The 15,285-nt window shown below is 58.9% G+C and carries 15 protein-coding genes; 3 read left to right on the top strand and 12 right to left on the bottom strand.

Translation table 11 applies throughout. From position 1 onward, the window contains the following. Positions 1-28: 28 nt before the first annotated feature. The 5 genes from PMI37_RS02310 to PMI37_RS02290 all read right to left on the bottom strand — a co-directional run bounded on the left by PMI37_RS02310 (position 29) and on the right by PMI37_RS02290 (position 5,289). Positions 29-982, bottom strand: coding sequence for a D-2-hydroxyacid dehydrogenase family protein (locus PMI37_RS02310; RefSeq protein ID WP_008077639.1), 954 nt, complete (start codon positions 980-982; stop codon positions 29-31). Positions 983-995: 13 nt separating this feature from the next. Next, positions 996-2,042 (bottom strand): alpha/beta fold hydrolase, encoded by a 1,047-nt coding sequence (locus PMI37_RS02305; RefSeq protein ID WP_008077638.1) that lies wholly within the window; start codon positions 2,040-2,042, stop codon positions 996-998. 86 nt (positions 2,043-2,128) lie between these two features. Next, entirely contained in the window at positions 2,129-2,563 is a 435-nt protein-coding gene (locus tag PMI37_RS02300) for a YqaA family protein (protein WP_008077636.1), read from the bottom strand. After that, a complete protein-coding gene (locus tag PMI37_RS02295) occupies positions 2,563-3,009 on the bottom strand; it encodes a DUF411 domain-containing protein (RefSeq protein ID WP_008077633.1) in 447 nt (148 codons plus the stop codon). Before PMI37_RS02295 ends, PMI37_RS02300 begins: the two co-directional genes overlap by 1 nt. A gap of 288 nt (positions 3,010-3,297) precedes the next feature. Further along, positions 3,298-5,289, bottom strand: a complete 1,992-nt coding sequence (locus tag PMI37_RS02290) for a methyl-accepting chemotaxis protein (protein ID WP_008077632.1) — start codon at positions 5,287-5,289, stop codon at positions 3,298-3,300. Between the two features lie 381 nt (positions 5,290-5,670). On the opposite strand from PMI37_RS02290, the gene PMI37_RS02285 reads away from it, so the two are divergent. Further along, complete coding sequence (locus tag PMI37_RS02285) at positions 5,671-6,204, top strand: hypothetical protein (protein WP_008077631.1); 534 nt, start codon at positions 5,671-5,673, stop codon at positions 6,202-6,204. 50 nt (positions 6,205-6,254) lie between these two features. On the opposite strand, the gene PMI37_RS02280 is transcribed toward PMI37_RS02285, so the two are convergent. The 6 genes from PMI37_RS02280 to PMI37_RS31995 all read right to left on the bottom strand — a co-directional run bounded on the left by PMI37_RS02280 (position 6,255) and on the right by PMI37_RS31995 (position 13,678). Beyond that, a complete protein-coding gene (locus PMI37_RS02280) occupies positions 6,255-7,169 on the bottom strand; it encodes a GNAT family N-acetyltransferase (protein ID WP_008077630.1) in 915 nt (304 codons plus the stop codon). After that, the gene (locus tag PMI37_RS02275) at positions 7,169-8,458 is read right to left on the bottom strand and encodes a phenylacetate--CoA ligase family protein (RefSeq protein ID WP_008077629.1); all 1,290 of its coding nucleotides are present in this window, start codon (positions 8,456-8,458) and stop codon (positions 7,169-7,171) included. The genes PMI37_RS02280 and PMI37_RS02275 overlap by 1 nt, the downstream gene beginning before the upstream one ends. Positions 8,459-8,501: 43 nt before the next feature. Then, positions 8,502-10,904 (bottom strand): aldehyde dehydrogenase family protein, encoded by a 2,403-nt coding sequence (locus tag PMI37_RS02270; RefSeq protein ID WP_008077627.1) that lies wholly within the window; start codon positions 10,902-10,904, stop codon positions 8,502-8,504. A 1-nt stretch (position 10,905) separates the two neighbouring features. Beyond that, the gene (locus tag PMI37_RS02265; RefSeq protein WP_008077625.1) at positions 10,906-12,036 is read right to left on the bottom strand and encodes a LuxE/PaaK family acyltransferase; all 1,131 of its coding nucleotides are present in this window, start codon (positions 12,034-12,036) and stop codon (positions 10,906-10,908) included. Positions 12,037-12,046: 10 nt separating this feature from the next. Next, on the bottom strand, positions 12,047-13,294 hold the full coding sequence (locus PMI37_RS02260; RefSeq protein WP_008077623.1) for an MdfA family multidrug efflux MFS transporter: 1,248 nt from the start codon (positions 13,292-13,294) through the stop codon (positions 12,047-12,049). A 243-nt stretch (positions 13,295-13,537) separates the two neighbouring features. Continuing rightward, positions 13,538-13,678, bottom strand: coding sequence for a hypothetical protein (locus PMI37_RS31995; protein ID WP_008077622.1), 141 nt, complete (start codon positions 13,676-13,678; stop codon positions 13,538-13,540). A 157-nt stretch (positions 13,679-13,835) separates the two neighbouring features. Between PMI37_RS31995 and PMI37_RS02255 the strand changes: the two genes are divergently transcribed. Continuing rightward, positions 13,836-14,024: a hypothetical protein gene (locus PMI37_RS02255; RefSeq protein ID WP_008077621.1), complete on the top strand. Its 189-nt coding sequence runs from the start codon at positions 13,836-13,838 to the stop codon at positions 14,022-14,024. Between the two features lie 18 nt (positions 14,025-14,042). Here the strand turns inward: PMI37_RS02255 and PMI37_RS02250 are convergent, their stop codons facing one another. Further along, entirely contained in the window at positions 14,043-14,417 is a 375-nt protein-coding gene (locus PMI37_RS02250) for a fe2+ zn2+ uptake regulation protein (RefSeq protein WP_045122940.1), read from the bottom strand. A gap of 297 nt (positions 14,418-14,714) precedes the next feature. Between PMI37_RS02250 and PMI37_RS02245 the strand changes: the two genes are divergently transcribed. Continuing rightward, positions 14,715-15,285 (top strand): penicillin acylase family protein (locus tag PMI37_RS02245; protein ID WP_008077619.1); only part of this gene is annotated, 571 nt, incomplete at its 3' end.

Genomic DNA, 15,285 nt, shown 5'->3' with positions numbered 1-15,285 from the left:
CGGCAGCTCCTACAGGGGGCAGGCCGGATTAATTAAGCAGGCGAATCGGCTCCCCCGCAGCCCAGGCCTGAATATCCTCGGTCATCTGCGAAAAGAACTGCTCATAGTTCTGCCGACTGACGTACCCCACGTGCGGCGTCGCCAATACGTTGTCGAGTGTGCGAAACGGGTGCAGGGCCGGTAGCGGCTCCTGCTCGAAGACATCCAGTGCCGCACCGGCGATCTGCTGTTTCTGCAACGCCTTGATCAGCGCCGCTTCATCGACGATCGGTCCACGGGCCGTGTTGACCAGCAGCGCCGTCGGCTTCATCCAGTTCAGAGCCTGGGCGTCGACCAGTCCGCGACTGCGCTCGCTGAGCACCAGATGCACCGAAAGCACATCAGCCTGTTCGAACAGTTGCTGCTTGCTGACATAACTGACGCCAGCCTGTTCGGCCCGCTCAGCCGTGAGGTTCTCGCTCCAGGCGATCACCCGCATGCCGAAGACCTGCCCGAACTGGGCGACTTTCTGGCCGATGCTGCCGAGGCCAAGAATGCCCAGCGTGCGGCCGTGCAGATCACCGCCAAGGCCTTGCTGCCATTGGCCGGCCCGCAGTGAATTGGCTTCGTTTACCAGATTGCGCGTTGCCGCCATGATCAGTGCCCAGGTCAGCTCCGGCGCGGCGTGCTTGTAGCTGTCAGTGCCGCAGACCTTGATGCCAAGTTTCGCCGCCGCCTGCATGTCCAGCGCCGCATTGCGCATGCCGCCGGTGACCAGCAGCTTGAGATTGGGCAGCCGCTCGAGCAGATCTTCATCAAAGCGTGTGCGCTCGCGCATCACGCAAATCACCTGATACTTGGCCAAACGCTTGGCCAGGGTCGCGTTGTCTGTCGGATAGTCATGCTCGAACGTCACCTCACCGAGGCTGTCGAGCACTGACCAGTCGACCACGTCGCGCGCCACGTCCTGCCAGTCATCGATCACTGCAATCTGCACCGCCATCAGCTTCACCTCATCAACGAACAGGATTGGTTGTGTTCAGCCAGCCGAGCAAGGCCTTGTGGAACTGCGCCGGCTCTTCCATTTGCGGCGCGTGACCCATGCCGGGAAATTCCACCAGCGTCGATTGCGGGATCAGCTTGGCCACGTGTTTGCCGAGCACGTCGTAGTGGCCGATTTTCGCTTTCACCTCAGGTGGCGCGAGGTCCTTGCCAATGGCCGTGGTGTCCGAGGTGCCGATCAGCAACAGGGTCGGCATCTTCAAGTCCTTGAACTCGTAGTACACCGGCTGGGTGAAAATCATGTCGTAGATCAGGGCCGAGTTCCACGCGACTTGAGTCTTGCCCGGGCCTTTGCTGAGCCCGGCGAGCATGTCGACCCAGCGGTCGAATTCAGGTTTCCAGCGGCCGTCGTAATAAGTGCTGCGTTCGTAGTCGCGAATGCCTTGAGCGCTGACTTTCAGTTCGCGCTCATACCATTGATCGACCGTGCGATAGGGCACGCCAAGGGCTTTCCAGTCTTCCAGGCCGATCGGGTTGACCAGTGCCAGTTGTTCGACCTGCTCCGGGAACAGCAGCGCGTAACGGGTGGCGAGCATGCCGCCGGTGGAATGGCCGAGCAGGGTGGCTTTCTGAATGCCCAACGCCTTGAGCAACTGCTGGGTGTTGGTCGCCAGTTGCTGGAAACTGTACTGATAGTTGTCCGGTTTGCTGGAAGTACAGAAACCGATCTGATCCGGCGCAATCACCCGGAAGCCGGCCTCGCTCAAGGCCTTGATCGAGCTGTCCCAAGTGGCCGCGCAAAAATTCTTGCCGTGCATCAGCACCACGGTGCGGCCGTTGGCCTTGCCGTGGGCAGCGACGTCCATGTAACCCATCTGCAGGGATTTGCCCTGAGATTGGAAGGCGAAGTGTTTAAGTGTGTAAGGGTATTCGAAGCCTTGCAGCTCCGGGCCGTAGGCCGGGCCCTCGGCAGGCGCTGCCTCGGTGGCGGCATGCGCGAACAGCGGCAGGGCAGCGCTGAGGAAGAGGCCGGGAAGCCAGCGGGAACGCGTGACGGTCATAAGGGCAAACTCCATGAAAATCGGCCGATGCTGGAACGGCTGGATTACGGTGACGTTAAACACAGGCAATGGGGGTAGCTGATGGTTCAACCGAGCCAGCCAAGGGTCAGCATGGCCAGCACGCCATAACGTGCACCTTTGGCGAGAGTGACAATCAGCAGGAAACGTCCGAGCGGCTCGCGCATGACCCCGGCGATCAGCGTCAGCGGGTCGCCAATGATCGGTAGCCAGCTGAGTAGCAACGACCAGTGGCCGTAACGTAGATAGTGCTTGCGCGCCTGCGCCATGTGCCTGGGGCTGACCGGAAACCAGCGCCGATCCTGGAACCGTTCGATGCCCCGGCCCAACCACCAATTGACCAGCGAACCGAGCACGTTGCCCAGGGTCGCCACCGCCAGCAAGCCCCACAACCAGTAACCATCACTGACAATCAAGCCGACCAGCAACGCCTCGGACTGCAACGGCAACAATGTTGCCGCGCCGAACGCGGCCAGGAACAGCCCGAAATACGCAGCGCCCATCAATGAGCCGGGTAGTCCGCCACCACCACATCAGCGCCATCCTTTTTAAGGCCGATGACCTGATAGGCATCGCTCATGCCGTCCATTTCCATGCCCGGCGAACCCATCGGCATGCCCGGGGCGGCAACGCCCAACAAGTCATCGCGCTTGCTCAGTGCCAGCACTTGCTCAGCCGGCACATGGCCTTCGACGAATTTGCCATTGATGATAGCGGTGTGGCACGACGCCAGACGCGGTGGCACGCCGTGTTGCTGTTTGAAGCTGGCCATGTCGCTTTCGACATGGTCTTCAACTTTGAAGCCGTTGGCTTCGAGATGACTGATCCACTTTTTGCAGCAGCCGCAATTGGCGTCGCGATGGACTTCGATCGGGATCAGGTCGGCGGCCTGGGCCAGGGAGGAGATGAACAGGGCGCTCAGGGCGACCAGACGCAGAGAGGTTCGCATGACGGGATCTCGACTCGGTTGGCGGTCAAAAAGGAGCGTATTTTGACCGGTTTTTCCTGCCCGGCATCAACGGAGTGTTTCCAGTTGCTACAAGACAGGCTGGCAGGATGATCGTAGATCAACCCTGACAAAACCCTGAGCGCAAGATGACAAATCGGTAAGGCTCCACCCTGTAGGCGCTGCCGCAGGCTGCGATCTGTTGATGTTGATCTTTTAAAATCCAGATCAACAGATCGCAGCCTGCGGCAGCTCCTACAGGGTTTGGGTTAGCGGACTTTGAAGCTTGGGTTAGCGGACTTTGAAGCGGCCCATGATCGCGCTGACGCGGCTGTTGGCTTCGAGCAACTGGCGAGTGTTGAGTTCGCTGGCCTGGCCGCTCTGCACCAATTCGTCGACCATGTGGCGGATCTGCACCATGCTGCGGTTGATCTCCTCGGTCACGGCGCTTTGCTGTTCGGCGGCGGTGGCGATCTGTGTGCTGAGGCTGTTGATGTGGCTGACCGAACCGGCCATTTCATCCAGGCCCGAATTGACTCGTGCCGTGGCGTCGGCCGCCGATTGGCAACTGGCCTGAGTGTTCTCCATGGCCGCGACCGAGGAACTCACGCCTTGGGTCAGGCGGGTCAGCATCTCGTTGATTTCCGAGGTACTGGCCTGGGTCCGGGCGGCGAGGGCGCGCACTTCATCAGCGACCACGGCAAAGCCGCGACCCTGCTCACCGGCGCGCGCGGCTTCAATCGCCGCGTTAAGCGCGAGCAAGTTGGTCTGGCCGGCAATCGCACCGATCACGCCGAGAATCTCGGTAATGCGCTGGGCGTCCTGTTGCATGTTTTCAACTTTGTGCGTCGCGCTGGCGACTTCGTCGATCAGCGCCACCACGCTGTTGGTTGCTTCGCCGACGACAACCCGCGAGCGGTCGGCGTTTTCGTTGGCGCGCTGAGTGAACGCTGCGGTTTCGGCGGCGTTTTGCGCAACGCTGTCTGCCGTCGAGCTCATCTCGGTGATGGCGGTAACGGTCTGATCGGTTTCCGAAGCATGACGCAGCAGAATCTGGCTGGTGTGTGCCGAGGTGCGTTGCAGGTTGTCGAGGCTCGACGCCATGGCGCCAGTGGCCTGGGTGACTTCGCCAATCATGTTTTGCAAGTAGGTGATGAAGGCGTTGATCGAATGGCCAATCGCGCCGAGTTCATCTTCGGCGCGAATGGTGATGCGTTTAGTCAGGTCGGCATCGCCGCTGGAGAGCAGGTCGATATTGGCCTTCAGCGCTTTCATGCGCTGGATCAACTGGCGGATTGCGTAGACTTGCAGCAGTACCAGCAGAATCACTAGCGGAATCTGCAACAGACTCAGAGTGCTGAGTACATCGTCACGCTGCGCGGTGAGCATCTTGGTCGGCAGGGCGGTGGCGAGGAACCAGGGCGTGCCTTCGATCGGGCGCATGAAGAAGGTGCTGTCCTGACCGTTATTGTCGAACTCGACGCGTTGTGCCTGCTCGCGATTTTGCAGGCCGGTTTTGATCTGGCTGGCGAAGGTCGAGCTGCCGGCCAGTTCATTGATGTTCTTCAGTACGATCGGGCCGCTGATGCGCGAGCTGTTGCTGATGATCTTGCCGTCGGCCTCGACGATGAGCATCTCGGCGTTGAGGTCTTTTTCCTTGCGGGCGACCAGGTCGTTGAAGAATCCGAGGGTCACGTCAATGGTCGACACGCCCCAGGCACTGCCATTTTTCTGGATCGCCATTGCGCAGTTGGTGCGCGGCTCGGCGCTGGCGTCGTCTTTATAGGCGGCGGCCCAGGCGCACTGACCGCGTGGCGTGGCCATGCCGCCCTTGTACCAGCTCTGGTCGTAATAGTTGGGCGCTGCGTCGCTGTTCCAGAAGGTGTTCACCGCCAGCTTGCCCGAGGCGTCGCGGTGCCAGAAGGTGCTGAATTTATTGCGCCCGGCTTCACGCTGGCCCGGCAATGGCCAGATCCCGCCACCAAAAACCTTCAGCTCACCGTACTGATCCACCAGCCCCGGCAATACCGTGTCGATCGCGGCACTGTCGAGCAGCGGGATGGTCTGGGTGATGCTGCGTTGTTGTGACTGAACCTTGTTCAATTCGCCCTGAATCTGTTCGGCGACTTCGGCGATGCGGTTGAGCACCACTTGCTCTTCGGTATGCCGCAACTTTGGCGCGACCAACTGGCTGATACCAGCGACGGTCAACACCGACAACACAAGGATGAACAGAACCAGAAACAGCGTATAGCGAGCCTGAATGGTGCGGAATGCGGGCATGGAAACCGGTCCTTTCGTTGCGATTTTTATTGTGAGGGGCAGGTCAGAAACAGTGCGGGTATCCCAAGCTATCGTCGGCGCGAGCGGAAGCTTTAGGTACTTTCGTCCAAGATGGCGGCCAATTGACAAAAGGTCAGTATCCGTCCTGTTACAAAGAACTAACCAGCTCGTACGTTAGAGCTGCAGATCTATTTATTTTATGTTTTCAGCTGCCCTGTAAAGCCTTGTTTACGGGGGGGCGGCTATTTGTATCGTGAATGTACAAGAATTGTAAAAAGACGCACAAAAAGGTTGGTGCCATCAGTTTGCCCGCCGATACTCGCGCTCACTTATGTCTGTCACCAAGGAGTTTTTTATGCCCGCCTTCCAAGGAGCTCGCTCATGACTATCGGTTACACCGGAGCCTGGCAGAGCAAGGCAGGTTTGCTGGTTCAGGACACAGGCACCCGTGGCAAACCGGTTTCGCAGAGTGCCAAGGTCAAACAGATGCTGGCCCTGGTCGGCAACGATCCGAATGCTCTGAACACCGTCGAGATGGACAAGCAGAAACTGCACAAGAACATCAAGGGGTTCGATCCGGAAAACGTCTCGGCGAAACAGCTGGGTAACTTGAGTACATTCCTGCGCTCCAAAGGCCTGATTTCTGACCTGACGGCAATGACGCTGCTCAATGCCGGTGACAAGTTCGACCGTTTCGGCGTGCAGAAAGACCCTGATGCAAAATTCAATGCGCTGGAATACTTTGCCACTCAACTGGACACGATCCAGACCAACAATATCAGGGGTGACAAATACGCCAATGGCTTGATCCCGGAGTACAAGAAAGCCATTTACGTACTGCAGAACCTCAAGAACTATGGCATGGGCAATGGCCAGACGGCGCCGACGGACCAGGGTATCCGCGCCAAAGCATAAGACCCGACAATGGCCCGTATGCCTGCGCTACGGGCCATTTTTGCGTTCCGTCATCCTGCGATATTGTGCTGGGCCTCTTCATGCAGGCGCTGCATGAGTGGGCATTGCAGTTGCAGTGTTCTTCGACTGAAGCCTCGATGAAACAGCGCCAGCCAACCACGATAGTCACCGTTGCCGGGGGCGAGCCCGGTGAATATGAAACCGATGGCGGCCAACCTGCTCAGGTCATGGGCAAATCGCCGGGACAGTCTGAGCCGGATCGACACCAGCCAATGTGCAGGCAAGTCGCGCAACTGTTTGAGCAAGCCATGGCCGAGTGTCTTCAGCACCATGTCATAACGATTGGCCTGTTGATCGATTTGAATCGCTGCGCCGCGCCAGTGAAAAGTGCGCTCTTGCGTGCCGAACACGCTGCTCAAATGTTGCATGAGATCCGCGCAGCTCGCGGGCCAGCGCTGCTGTGGCAGAGGGCAACGGTTGCCGTCAACGGGGCGGACCCCGATGACGATCGTTTCCGGCCCAGACTCGCCGAACGGTGAAGGCACATAGTCTGGCAATAGCCCGGTGCTTTGAAAGCCAAGGTTGATCGCCATGCGCTGCGTATAGGGATGGTGAGTCACCTGTTTGATCGATACATAGCGACACCCCAGTGCCTGAGCATGGTTCAATAATCGCTCGCCCAGGCGAGTCGCAATATTTTGGCCGCGGGTTTGCGGGTGAACGACGCTCAACGCCAGTTCGGCGCTGTGTGCCGTAATGTCGCGTAACAGCGTAGCGTGCCCGAGTATCTGTTCATCCACCTCCGCGACTAAAGAATGCCAGCGGTTGTCAGTATGATTCTGGCTGATCATGCGGGGCAGATAGACATGCGGTTGAACGTAGCGGTCACCGTACACTTGGCGAAACAGCTGGCTGACAGCTGCCGCATCGGATTGGCGATAGTTGCGCAGGATCGGTGGCTCCATCACGTGTACTCTATCGCACCAGGGCCATAGTCGCGCCGGTCGAGGAACCGCAGGCATTTGCCTGAGCGCGGGTGACGCTGCAGATCATCTGTCCGGCAGCACTGTACGTGCAGATCCAGACGCTGATCGGCCTGCAGTTGATCGATCAGCGGGTACTGTTTGATCAGGGCGAGTTGAAGGGTTTGCTCGTCGTTGGTGCAGGCACGGGAAAATTCACGCGGTACCCATTTCAGGGTCAATACATCCTTGTGAACCCTCTGTTCGATCACCAGTTGCCAGTCATCGCAACCGACCGAGTGCTGGACGATTTCGCCGATTTCGACAGGGCTCAGGGACAGCGTCCCGACCCGTACCTGCTGGCTGTTGGCGCTTCGCCCCTTGAGCGCAAATTTGCGCATCGCTGTGCCGGCGGGCTCCCGCCAACAGGCGCGATCGCCCACGGGATAACGAATCAACGGCATCAATCGGCGCGTGAGGTTGGTCAACACCAGCATGCCCGTGCGATCGCAGTCGTTAATGACTTCCCCCGATTGCTCGTCAATGATTTCCAGCACGGCGTGAGCGTCCGGCATGCGATGTTCGCCGTCTGCGCAGTCACGGTGGCTGGCGCCAATAAATCCGGCGTCGACGCTGGCGTAGCCGATGGAAGTGATCCGGGCGGCGGGGAATACCTGGCGGAGCATCTGGCGTTGCGAGGCGAACAGGCTTTCTCCGCCGTACAGTATCGTGTCGACGCCGTTGAGAGCTTGGCCCCGGCGGTTCAACAGGCTGGCGAAGGTCAGCAAATGCGCGGGTACGCCAGCGAGTACGTTGATTCGGTGGCGAACAATGGCTTGCGCCAGGACTTCGGCATCGACGTCACCGGTGAAAGGGAACTCGCTGATGTCCTCGGCGACGTTTGCCAAGGCGCCGTGGATGAACAGAAAGCTTGCATACAGGTCGCCGGCAAAGAACAGATTGGCAACCCGGTCACCGGGCTTGAATTGTGGCGTCAGACTCTTGCCGAAGTCGCTGACCAGTGTTCGCCATTCCTCGCGGGTATAGACCGACAGTTTGCCGGCGCTGGTTGATCCGCCGGTCTTGAAAATCAATGCCTGCTCGATCCGCCCGGTCAATACAGGCCATTGATCAAGGTTGTCGCTGTGACGCCAATATTCGGCCGGGTCGAGCACTGGCAGTTCGCTGAGCAACGTCATAGGCGCGGCCGCGCCCGAAAGGTGTTGGCAGTAAAAATCGGAATGCCGATGAGCGAAGGTGATCAACTCATTCAGAGGGTGGTCAGTGGTCACGGTTTTTTCTCTAATTATTGTCAAGGGTGATCTGCGTCGCGCGTCATCGCCGCGAATCAATCAGAAGGGGCGTTTTGCCGCTGTGTCTGTTTCGCGTGAACTGTTCGATCGCACAGACTTCAACGTCTATAACCAACAGCCCGCTTGCATTGGCGGTCGCCAACGTTGCGTAGTTCGACAGTCGCGCTCGAACATCAGTGGGCGAGTGTTCACAGCGCACACGCATGCGCTCGACACCCTCGGGTGTGTGGTCGAGCAGCAGTTGGAAAGGGCAATGCAGGTGCTCGGCCAATTCATTCAAACAGATGAAGTCGGTGCCGATGCGGATCAACTTGCCGTGGCGCTGCAACAGTTCGAATCGCGGGGAGGGCAGGCCACAGTTGCAGGAACCGGGTACCCAGCGACCGCTATCGCCCACGTCGTAACGTTCAACGCGCTGACCTTCCCGGGCTCTGGAGGTGAACAACAGTCGACCGATCTCATTGCCGATGACAGGGGTGTCCTCATCGAACGCGACGATTTCCAGTTGCTGAATATCGCTCATCAGATGAAACACGCCGTCCCCGCTCGCTTTGCAGGCGTGGCCCAGCGGGCCGGCGTCGACGCTGCCATAAATCGCCGAACGAATGCTGGAGACGCCGCAACTGTGCAGTAATTCGCGACTGTGTTCGCTGAGATGTTCACCGCCGAGAAATACCTTGCTGATAGCGCCGTAGGCGCGCAGTCGTTCGTGCTCGTTGAGAAACAGTCGATGCAGGGTACTCGGCATGCCCATCAGCACCGTCACCCGCTGATCAATGATCAGCTGCGCGATTTCACGGTAGTCTTCATCGGCGGTGGTACCCATTGGCAAATGCGTCGCGCCCATCAATTCCAGGACTTTGGCGAAGCTGAAAAAGCCGCCGTACAGCCCACCACTGAAGAACAGATTCATCACCCGATCGCAGGTCGGATCGAGTCCGGCGGCCAATAATCCGTCAGCAGTGGCGCGCATCTGGCGCTCAAAGTCGCGGTAGCTGTAGCCCGACAGTGTCGGGGTGCCGCTACTGCCTCCCGAGCGGAAAAACAGCCGGGCTGTCGGTTGTACCGCTTGGTTGATAAACGCCTCTTTGCTCATGATCGGTCGATTGCCGGGCGGCGCAGACGTGGTAGGGCCGTCGAGGGTGGCGTGAAAGGGCAGCGTGGTCGCGGACAAACTGACTGACACGCGTCGACACAATCGCTGTAGCGCGTAGACGCCGTCATGGGGTTCCCCGTCATAGCCGTCGTGGATGCCGTTGATCGGGGCAATGCGTGTGACGCCGGCACTGATCAGTGATTGCGCAAGCGCTGCGGTCTGCAGTTCATTGCAGATCAGCGCGCAGCTCTGCAAGACGTTGCGCCAGGTGTGCAAGGTCTGGGTGAGCAATGCGCGAGGCACGGGTTTGAGCAGTACGCTGCGAAACAGTGGCGAGGGCCTGAGTTGCCGGTCATGCGCCCAGATCACTCGCCAGCCCGGTGCATTCCAGACATGGCCGGTTTGTCCGGAAAAACTCTGTGCCAAGCGCACCATCTGGGTATCGGTGGTGATCTGCGAAGCTTCTTGCAGCGTCGGGACCAGCGCGGGCCACTGCCCGGTACGGCGTTCGAACGCCGCCGCCAGGCGTGCGCCGATGTCACGCAAAACATCCGCGTCATCACTGTCTATCAGTAGCCATTGCGGGCTGGAGCAGGCTTGCTGATCGAGGCGGCAAACTTCATCCGCCACCGCCTCCAGTGCCTGCGTGTTGGCGGCATCGGGCGTCATGTAGACGAAGCTGATGCGATGGCCCCAATCGATCCAGCGACATCCGGCCGGAATTTGCCGGCGGATAGCCTGCAGGGCCGATTCCCCACCCCAGGCAGCCACCCCGTTGGCGTGTTTGCACAGCCGGGCGATATGCTCGGTGCTGACCGGTATTACCGCGATGTAGTGCGCCAGTTGTCCACTTGGATCGCACTGCACCAGGGCCTGGAGTAACCGCGCGGTCAGCCCCTGATCACTGCTGCTGGGACGCAACCAATTGATATTGCCGGCCAGCAGGCTTTCAAGCACCGCACAGAATGCCAACAGCGGCGCGTTGGATGGCGTGATGTGCACCACCAGCCCAAGGGGGCTCCAGCGTTCAAAGCGGGGTTGGCAATAATCAAACCGCCGCAACGAATCAGGATGGTCGCCCAGTTCGCGTTCAAGCTTGGCGCGTAATGCATCGGGATGGCAGAAGTCGCTCAACGCCTGACATTGTTCAGCCTCCAGTTCCACCGCCAAAGAGGTGTTGTGCAGGTGTTCAGCGAACTGTGCGGCGGCGTCGATCACCGTTGCACTTGTCAGCGCTGTGCCCAGGTACTGCGGAAGCTGTGGGTATAGAAGGCCCAGCGCTTCGTCGAAATGGATGTCGGTGTGCAGATTCCCTGCAATCAAGTACATATCAATGCCCTCCGAGCAGTTCGGCTGCCGCCATGGCACAGCTTCTACCAGTGTCAGTGCCTGCACGACCGTGCAGCTCGAACCAGTCGCTGGTCAGCCCGCAACCGCAGTGCTGACCGGGATGTAATGTCGCCAGATCACTCATCACCACTGCATGCGCAGGGCTGGACGAGATGTAGGGCGAGACGAAGCCCAAGAGCCCTTTCTGGCCGTAAGGCAAAACGGAAAAATCTGCAGGATTGCGCACGTACGCTTTCGAATAGACCGGCACGTGAAAATGATGGCGGGCACATTCTATGTAAGGCACGGGGTGCTCCACCGCGCCGTAGCCATCGCGACAGGACGCCGTTTCAATGCCCAATTGCTGGTGAATGCGGGCATACAGTGTTGATTTGGGGATTTGTCGTGCCGCCTGGGTTTTCCAGCCTCCACCGAAAAACACCAGCGACCGTGCCGGCAACTGGACATCGGCCACCCCTGTGTCGCGCATTCGTTCGAGGGCGTGCCACAAAAAAGCCGGAAAACCGAAAATTCGCACCGGCAGGCCTTCTTCGGCGAAGGACTGCAACGCGGCAATCACACCGAACACGTCGAACTCATGCCCGTCTCCGGTGAGGCGCAGTCCGTAAACCAGGCGATTGATGGGGGCAAAACGACAGAGAAACTGGTCGGTATACGACGTCCCTAGGGTGATTCGGCCTTCAGGTTCGTAGCTCAGCAGCAGGTAATTGCAGGGGGTATCTGGGGTATTCCAGTGGTAATGATCGAAAATGCGTTCGACCATGAACTGCGCGGCGGTCATGCTCCGGTTGTCGTAGCGCAGACGGCTTTTCTCGCCGGTGGTTCCGGAAGAGGTGAGCTCGAGTGCATCCTTCCCGGTGCTGCTCGACAGCAGTCGTTGCTTGAAGAAGTTGGCAAAGATCGGAGGCAACAGCGACCAGTCCTTCATCTGCTCCAGGTCTTGTATGGCGAGACCGTTAGCGTTCAGCCAGCGTTCGTAGTCAGGGGTCTGTTGGCAATGAAACCGGCTGATTTCGGCCATGGCCTGGTCAAACAGACCGTCAGGTACTGAATCCGGGCAATAGGGGTGCGGTAACGCGCAAAGCGCATCACTGAAAGGGAAACAGGTCATCAATATTCCTTTATCGAGATTGAGTTCCGGGGGTGTCGGTACCCTTCAAGAACCCGTAGAGGAACGGCAGGCACAGCAGACCGCCAAAGGCTGCCCACAACGCGAAGTGCTCAAGGCGAGTGCCGCCGCCGTTAGCCGCAATGACAAGGCCGCCAGCGCCCATCACGGCAATCGAGAGCATGCCGATGGTGGCGCTGACCAGGCCTTTGCCGTCATCACTTGCAAACAGGGCCAAGCGAAAAAGTGCGGCGTTGCTGATGCCCAGCCCGACGCAATACAACGTCAGGCTGGCAACCACTGGTCCAGCGTCAGTGGTCAGCAATGCGCAGGCGATGAGCCCTGCAAGACCGATGCAGAATGGCCACAGGGCAAGACGAATCAAGCTGGACAGGGTGTGGTTGACGAGCAAGCGGGCCAATACCAGATTGCCGGCGATGACGCCCGAAAAGATCGGAATTTGCCACAGGCCATAGGCTCGCGGAGTCAGGCCCTGCAACTGAATCAGCAATAAAGGCGAGAGCCCGATCCAGGCAATCAATGGCAGGCTCATCAGGCCGAGTGCGAGGCTTGCGCAGAGGAATCGGCGATTGCTCAGCAGCGCCCCATAACGCTGGCACGTTTGCCGCCAGCACAGAGCGGCTGGCGCCAGTTGCTGGCCATCACGGCGCGCCACGCCCACTGTTTCCGGCATGCAGACGTACAGTCCGAGCCAGATACCGGCTGCCGCCAGGCCCAGGCTATAGAACAGCTCTCTCCAGGTCAGCCATTCCAGCAACAGGCTGCCGAATAACGGCCCCAGCAACGGTGACAGCAGCGCGACGTTACCGAGCAACGCCATCAGGCGCACGGCGTCGGCTTCGCAGAACACTTCTTGCAGGGCTGGATAGCTGACCGCCACGACGAAGCCCAGCCCCATGCCCTGGACCAGGCGCAGCAGGTTGAATGTTTCAATATGCCGCGTCGTGACGGCGGCGATGCAGGCGACACTGAACAGCGCGCATCCGCTCAAGAGCAAGCGTCGACGCCCCAGCCGATCGGACAGCGGGCCAATCAGCCATTGCAGGCAGACACCGCCGATCAGGTAGAGATTGAACGCGTTCGGAACGTGCCGTGGATCGGCTTCGAATTCATCTGTTATGGCCAGCATTGCCGGCATGATCATGTCACTGGCCAGATAGGTCAGCAGCTCGAATCCTGTAAGGGCCAGGCAGAAACCGATGAGTTTCGCGGGCCGGATATTGATTAGAGTTCTCTGCATGGGCGTCCTTGTTAGCAAGTCGAGAAAGCTTGCTGGAGACTAGGTGCAGAGGCTCAGAGAGCCTAACGGTTTGCTGCGACATTAGATTTCAAATGCTTGCAGCGTATTTAACCGGGTTGAACGGCGCCGTTGCGCAGAAACAGAAATGCCCGCGCAGAGGCGGGCATTGGGAGGAGGTGGATCGGCGGTGTATTCCTCGCCTCAGGCATTCAATGGCTGGGAGGCGGGGCGAACAATCCTGTTCTATCGATGTTGGTAATAGCCAGGGCCACCCTGGTAATAACGATGGTGATCGCCGTGCCAGCCGCCGTGGGGGAAGATGATGCAGCCACTCAGGGTCAGCAGGGCGAGAACGGGAATCAGCCAGGTGATTCGACGCAGCATTTCAAAAATCCTCATGGTTAAGCCGTCATGAAGCCAAAACTCTTCATCGGCTGTAACATGAGACCCCGTTTGTTGCAGCGCATCCCCGTGAAACGGTATGCGCATGGCATGCAAGCGGATACAAACCAGATACATTCAAACGTTTCAGGAACCCGCAATGACCCACAAGCAACGCTTGATTTATTCGATTGTGATCGCCGTGTCCGTGCTGCTGATCATGCTCGGCCTGTCCTGGCTGCAAAACGCGGGAATGATCACCGAGAAAATGTTCCAGTACATCGCCATCGGGGTTGCAGTGGTCGTGGTGATTATCAATGCCGTGCTGCGCCGCAAGGTCAAATCCTGACGGCAATCGCAGCAGGTTTTACTCAGTGAGAAGGGCCGCGGCCTGTGGATGCAGGCTGTAGCTCTTGTCCGCATTGAACGTAATGACGCCTTCGGCGCACAGGCGCTTGAGGACTTCGCGCACACTGAGAAACGACAGCGGGATGTCCAGGTCCAGCAACTGGCTGTGCACACCGCGAACGCCCAGACGACGGTCGGTTTGTGCCGCGACCAGCAAGGCGTCGATGACTTTCAGGCGAATCAGGCTGGTGCGCAGACCAAAACTTTTCAGCAGCAACCGGATACGTTCGTTGCCGTGACGTTCCACGCGTTGTCCGAAATCGCTCGCGTGCGGGCTCATGGAAGCTCCTTGTGGCGCCTGGCTACCTTCCGTTGGTAGTTGCGAGTTGTACATGCGATTACTCCTTTTCAGGGCCTGATCGGCAAAGGTTTTTTTGCTCTCTCTAAACAAGACGTATCAGCTCGGCAAATCATGAAAGAAAAAATGTAGAAAATTCGTCGCCATTTCGTCTTTTTCACGTTTTCACTGCTCGAGATTGCCCTTTATCGGGCTAAATTTTTTTCTCCGGTTTCGTTTCTTGGACAGGCTCATTGCGCGTGGACGCGTGGGTGTTTCCAGAGCGGATCCGCTGCCGTCCCATTCGCGTGGCAAGGTCAGATCCGCTCCTCGGTATTTCGATCAGGAGCGAGCGTGATTATTTCCAGGCAGTTAACACGGCTGACCCTTGCCAGTATGTTTTTCGGACTGAGTCTGTCGGCGCATGCCTTCAGTCCAGCCTCTGAGGCCCATGCCGATATCCGCCGCACCGGTTTTGGTGTTCCGCACATCCGTGCAGAAAATGAGCGTGGCCTGGGTTTTGGCATCGGCTATGCCTACGCACAGGACAACCTTTGCCTGCTGGCCAATGAAATCGTTACGGTCAATGGCCAGCGTTCACGTTATTTCGGCCCCGATCAATTCACCGTCGAAGAGCGCGAGAATCGCGTCAGTGATGTGTTCTTCACATGGCTCAATACCCCTGAGGCCGTCCAGACGTTCTGGCAGGCGCAAACCGCTCAGGTGCGTGATCTGGTCGAGGGTTATGCCGCCGGCTACAACCGTTATCTCGCCGAGCGTCGCCAGCAAGGCTTGCCGCAGCAGTGCCAGGGCGAATGGGTGCGCGATATCGCCCCAGAGGATCTGGTGAAGCTGACCCGGCGTCTGCTGGTGGAAGGTGGCGTTGGCCAGTTTGCCGAAGCCTTGGCGGGCGCCACGCCGCCGC

Source organism: Pseudomonas sp. GM80, from assembly GCF_000282515.1.
Lineage (GTDB): Bacteria > Pseudomonadota > Gammaproteobacteria > Pseudomonadales > Pseudomonadaceae > Aquipseudomonas.
Note: the sequence above shows the minus strand (reverse complement) of the source record. Positions and strands in the feature narration are given on the sequence as shown.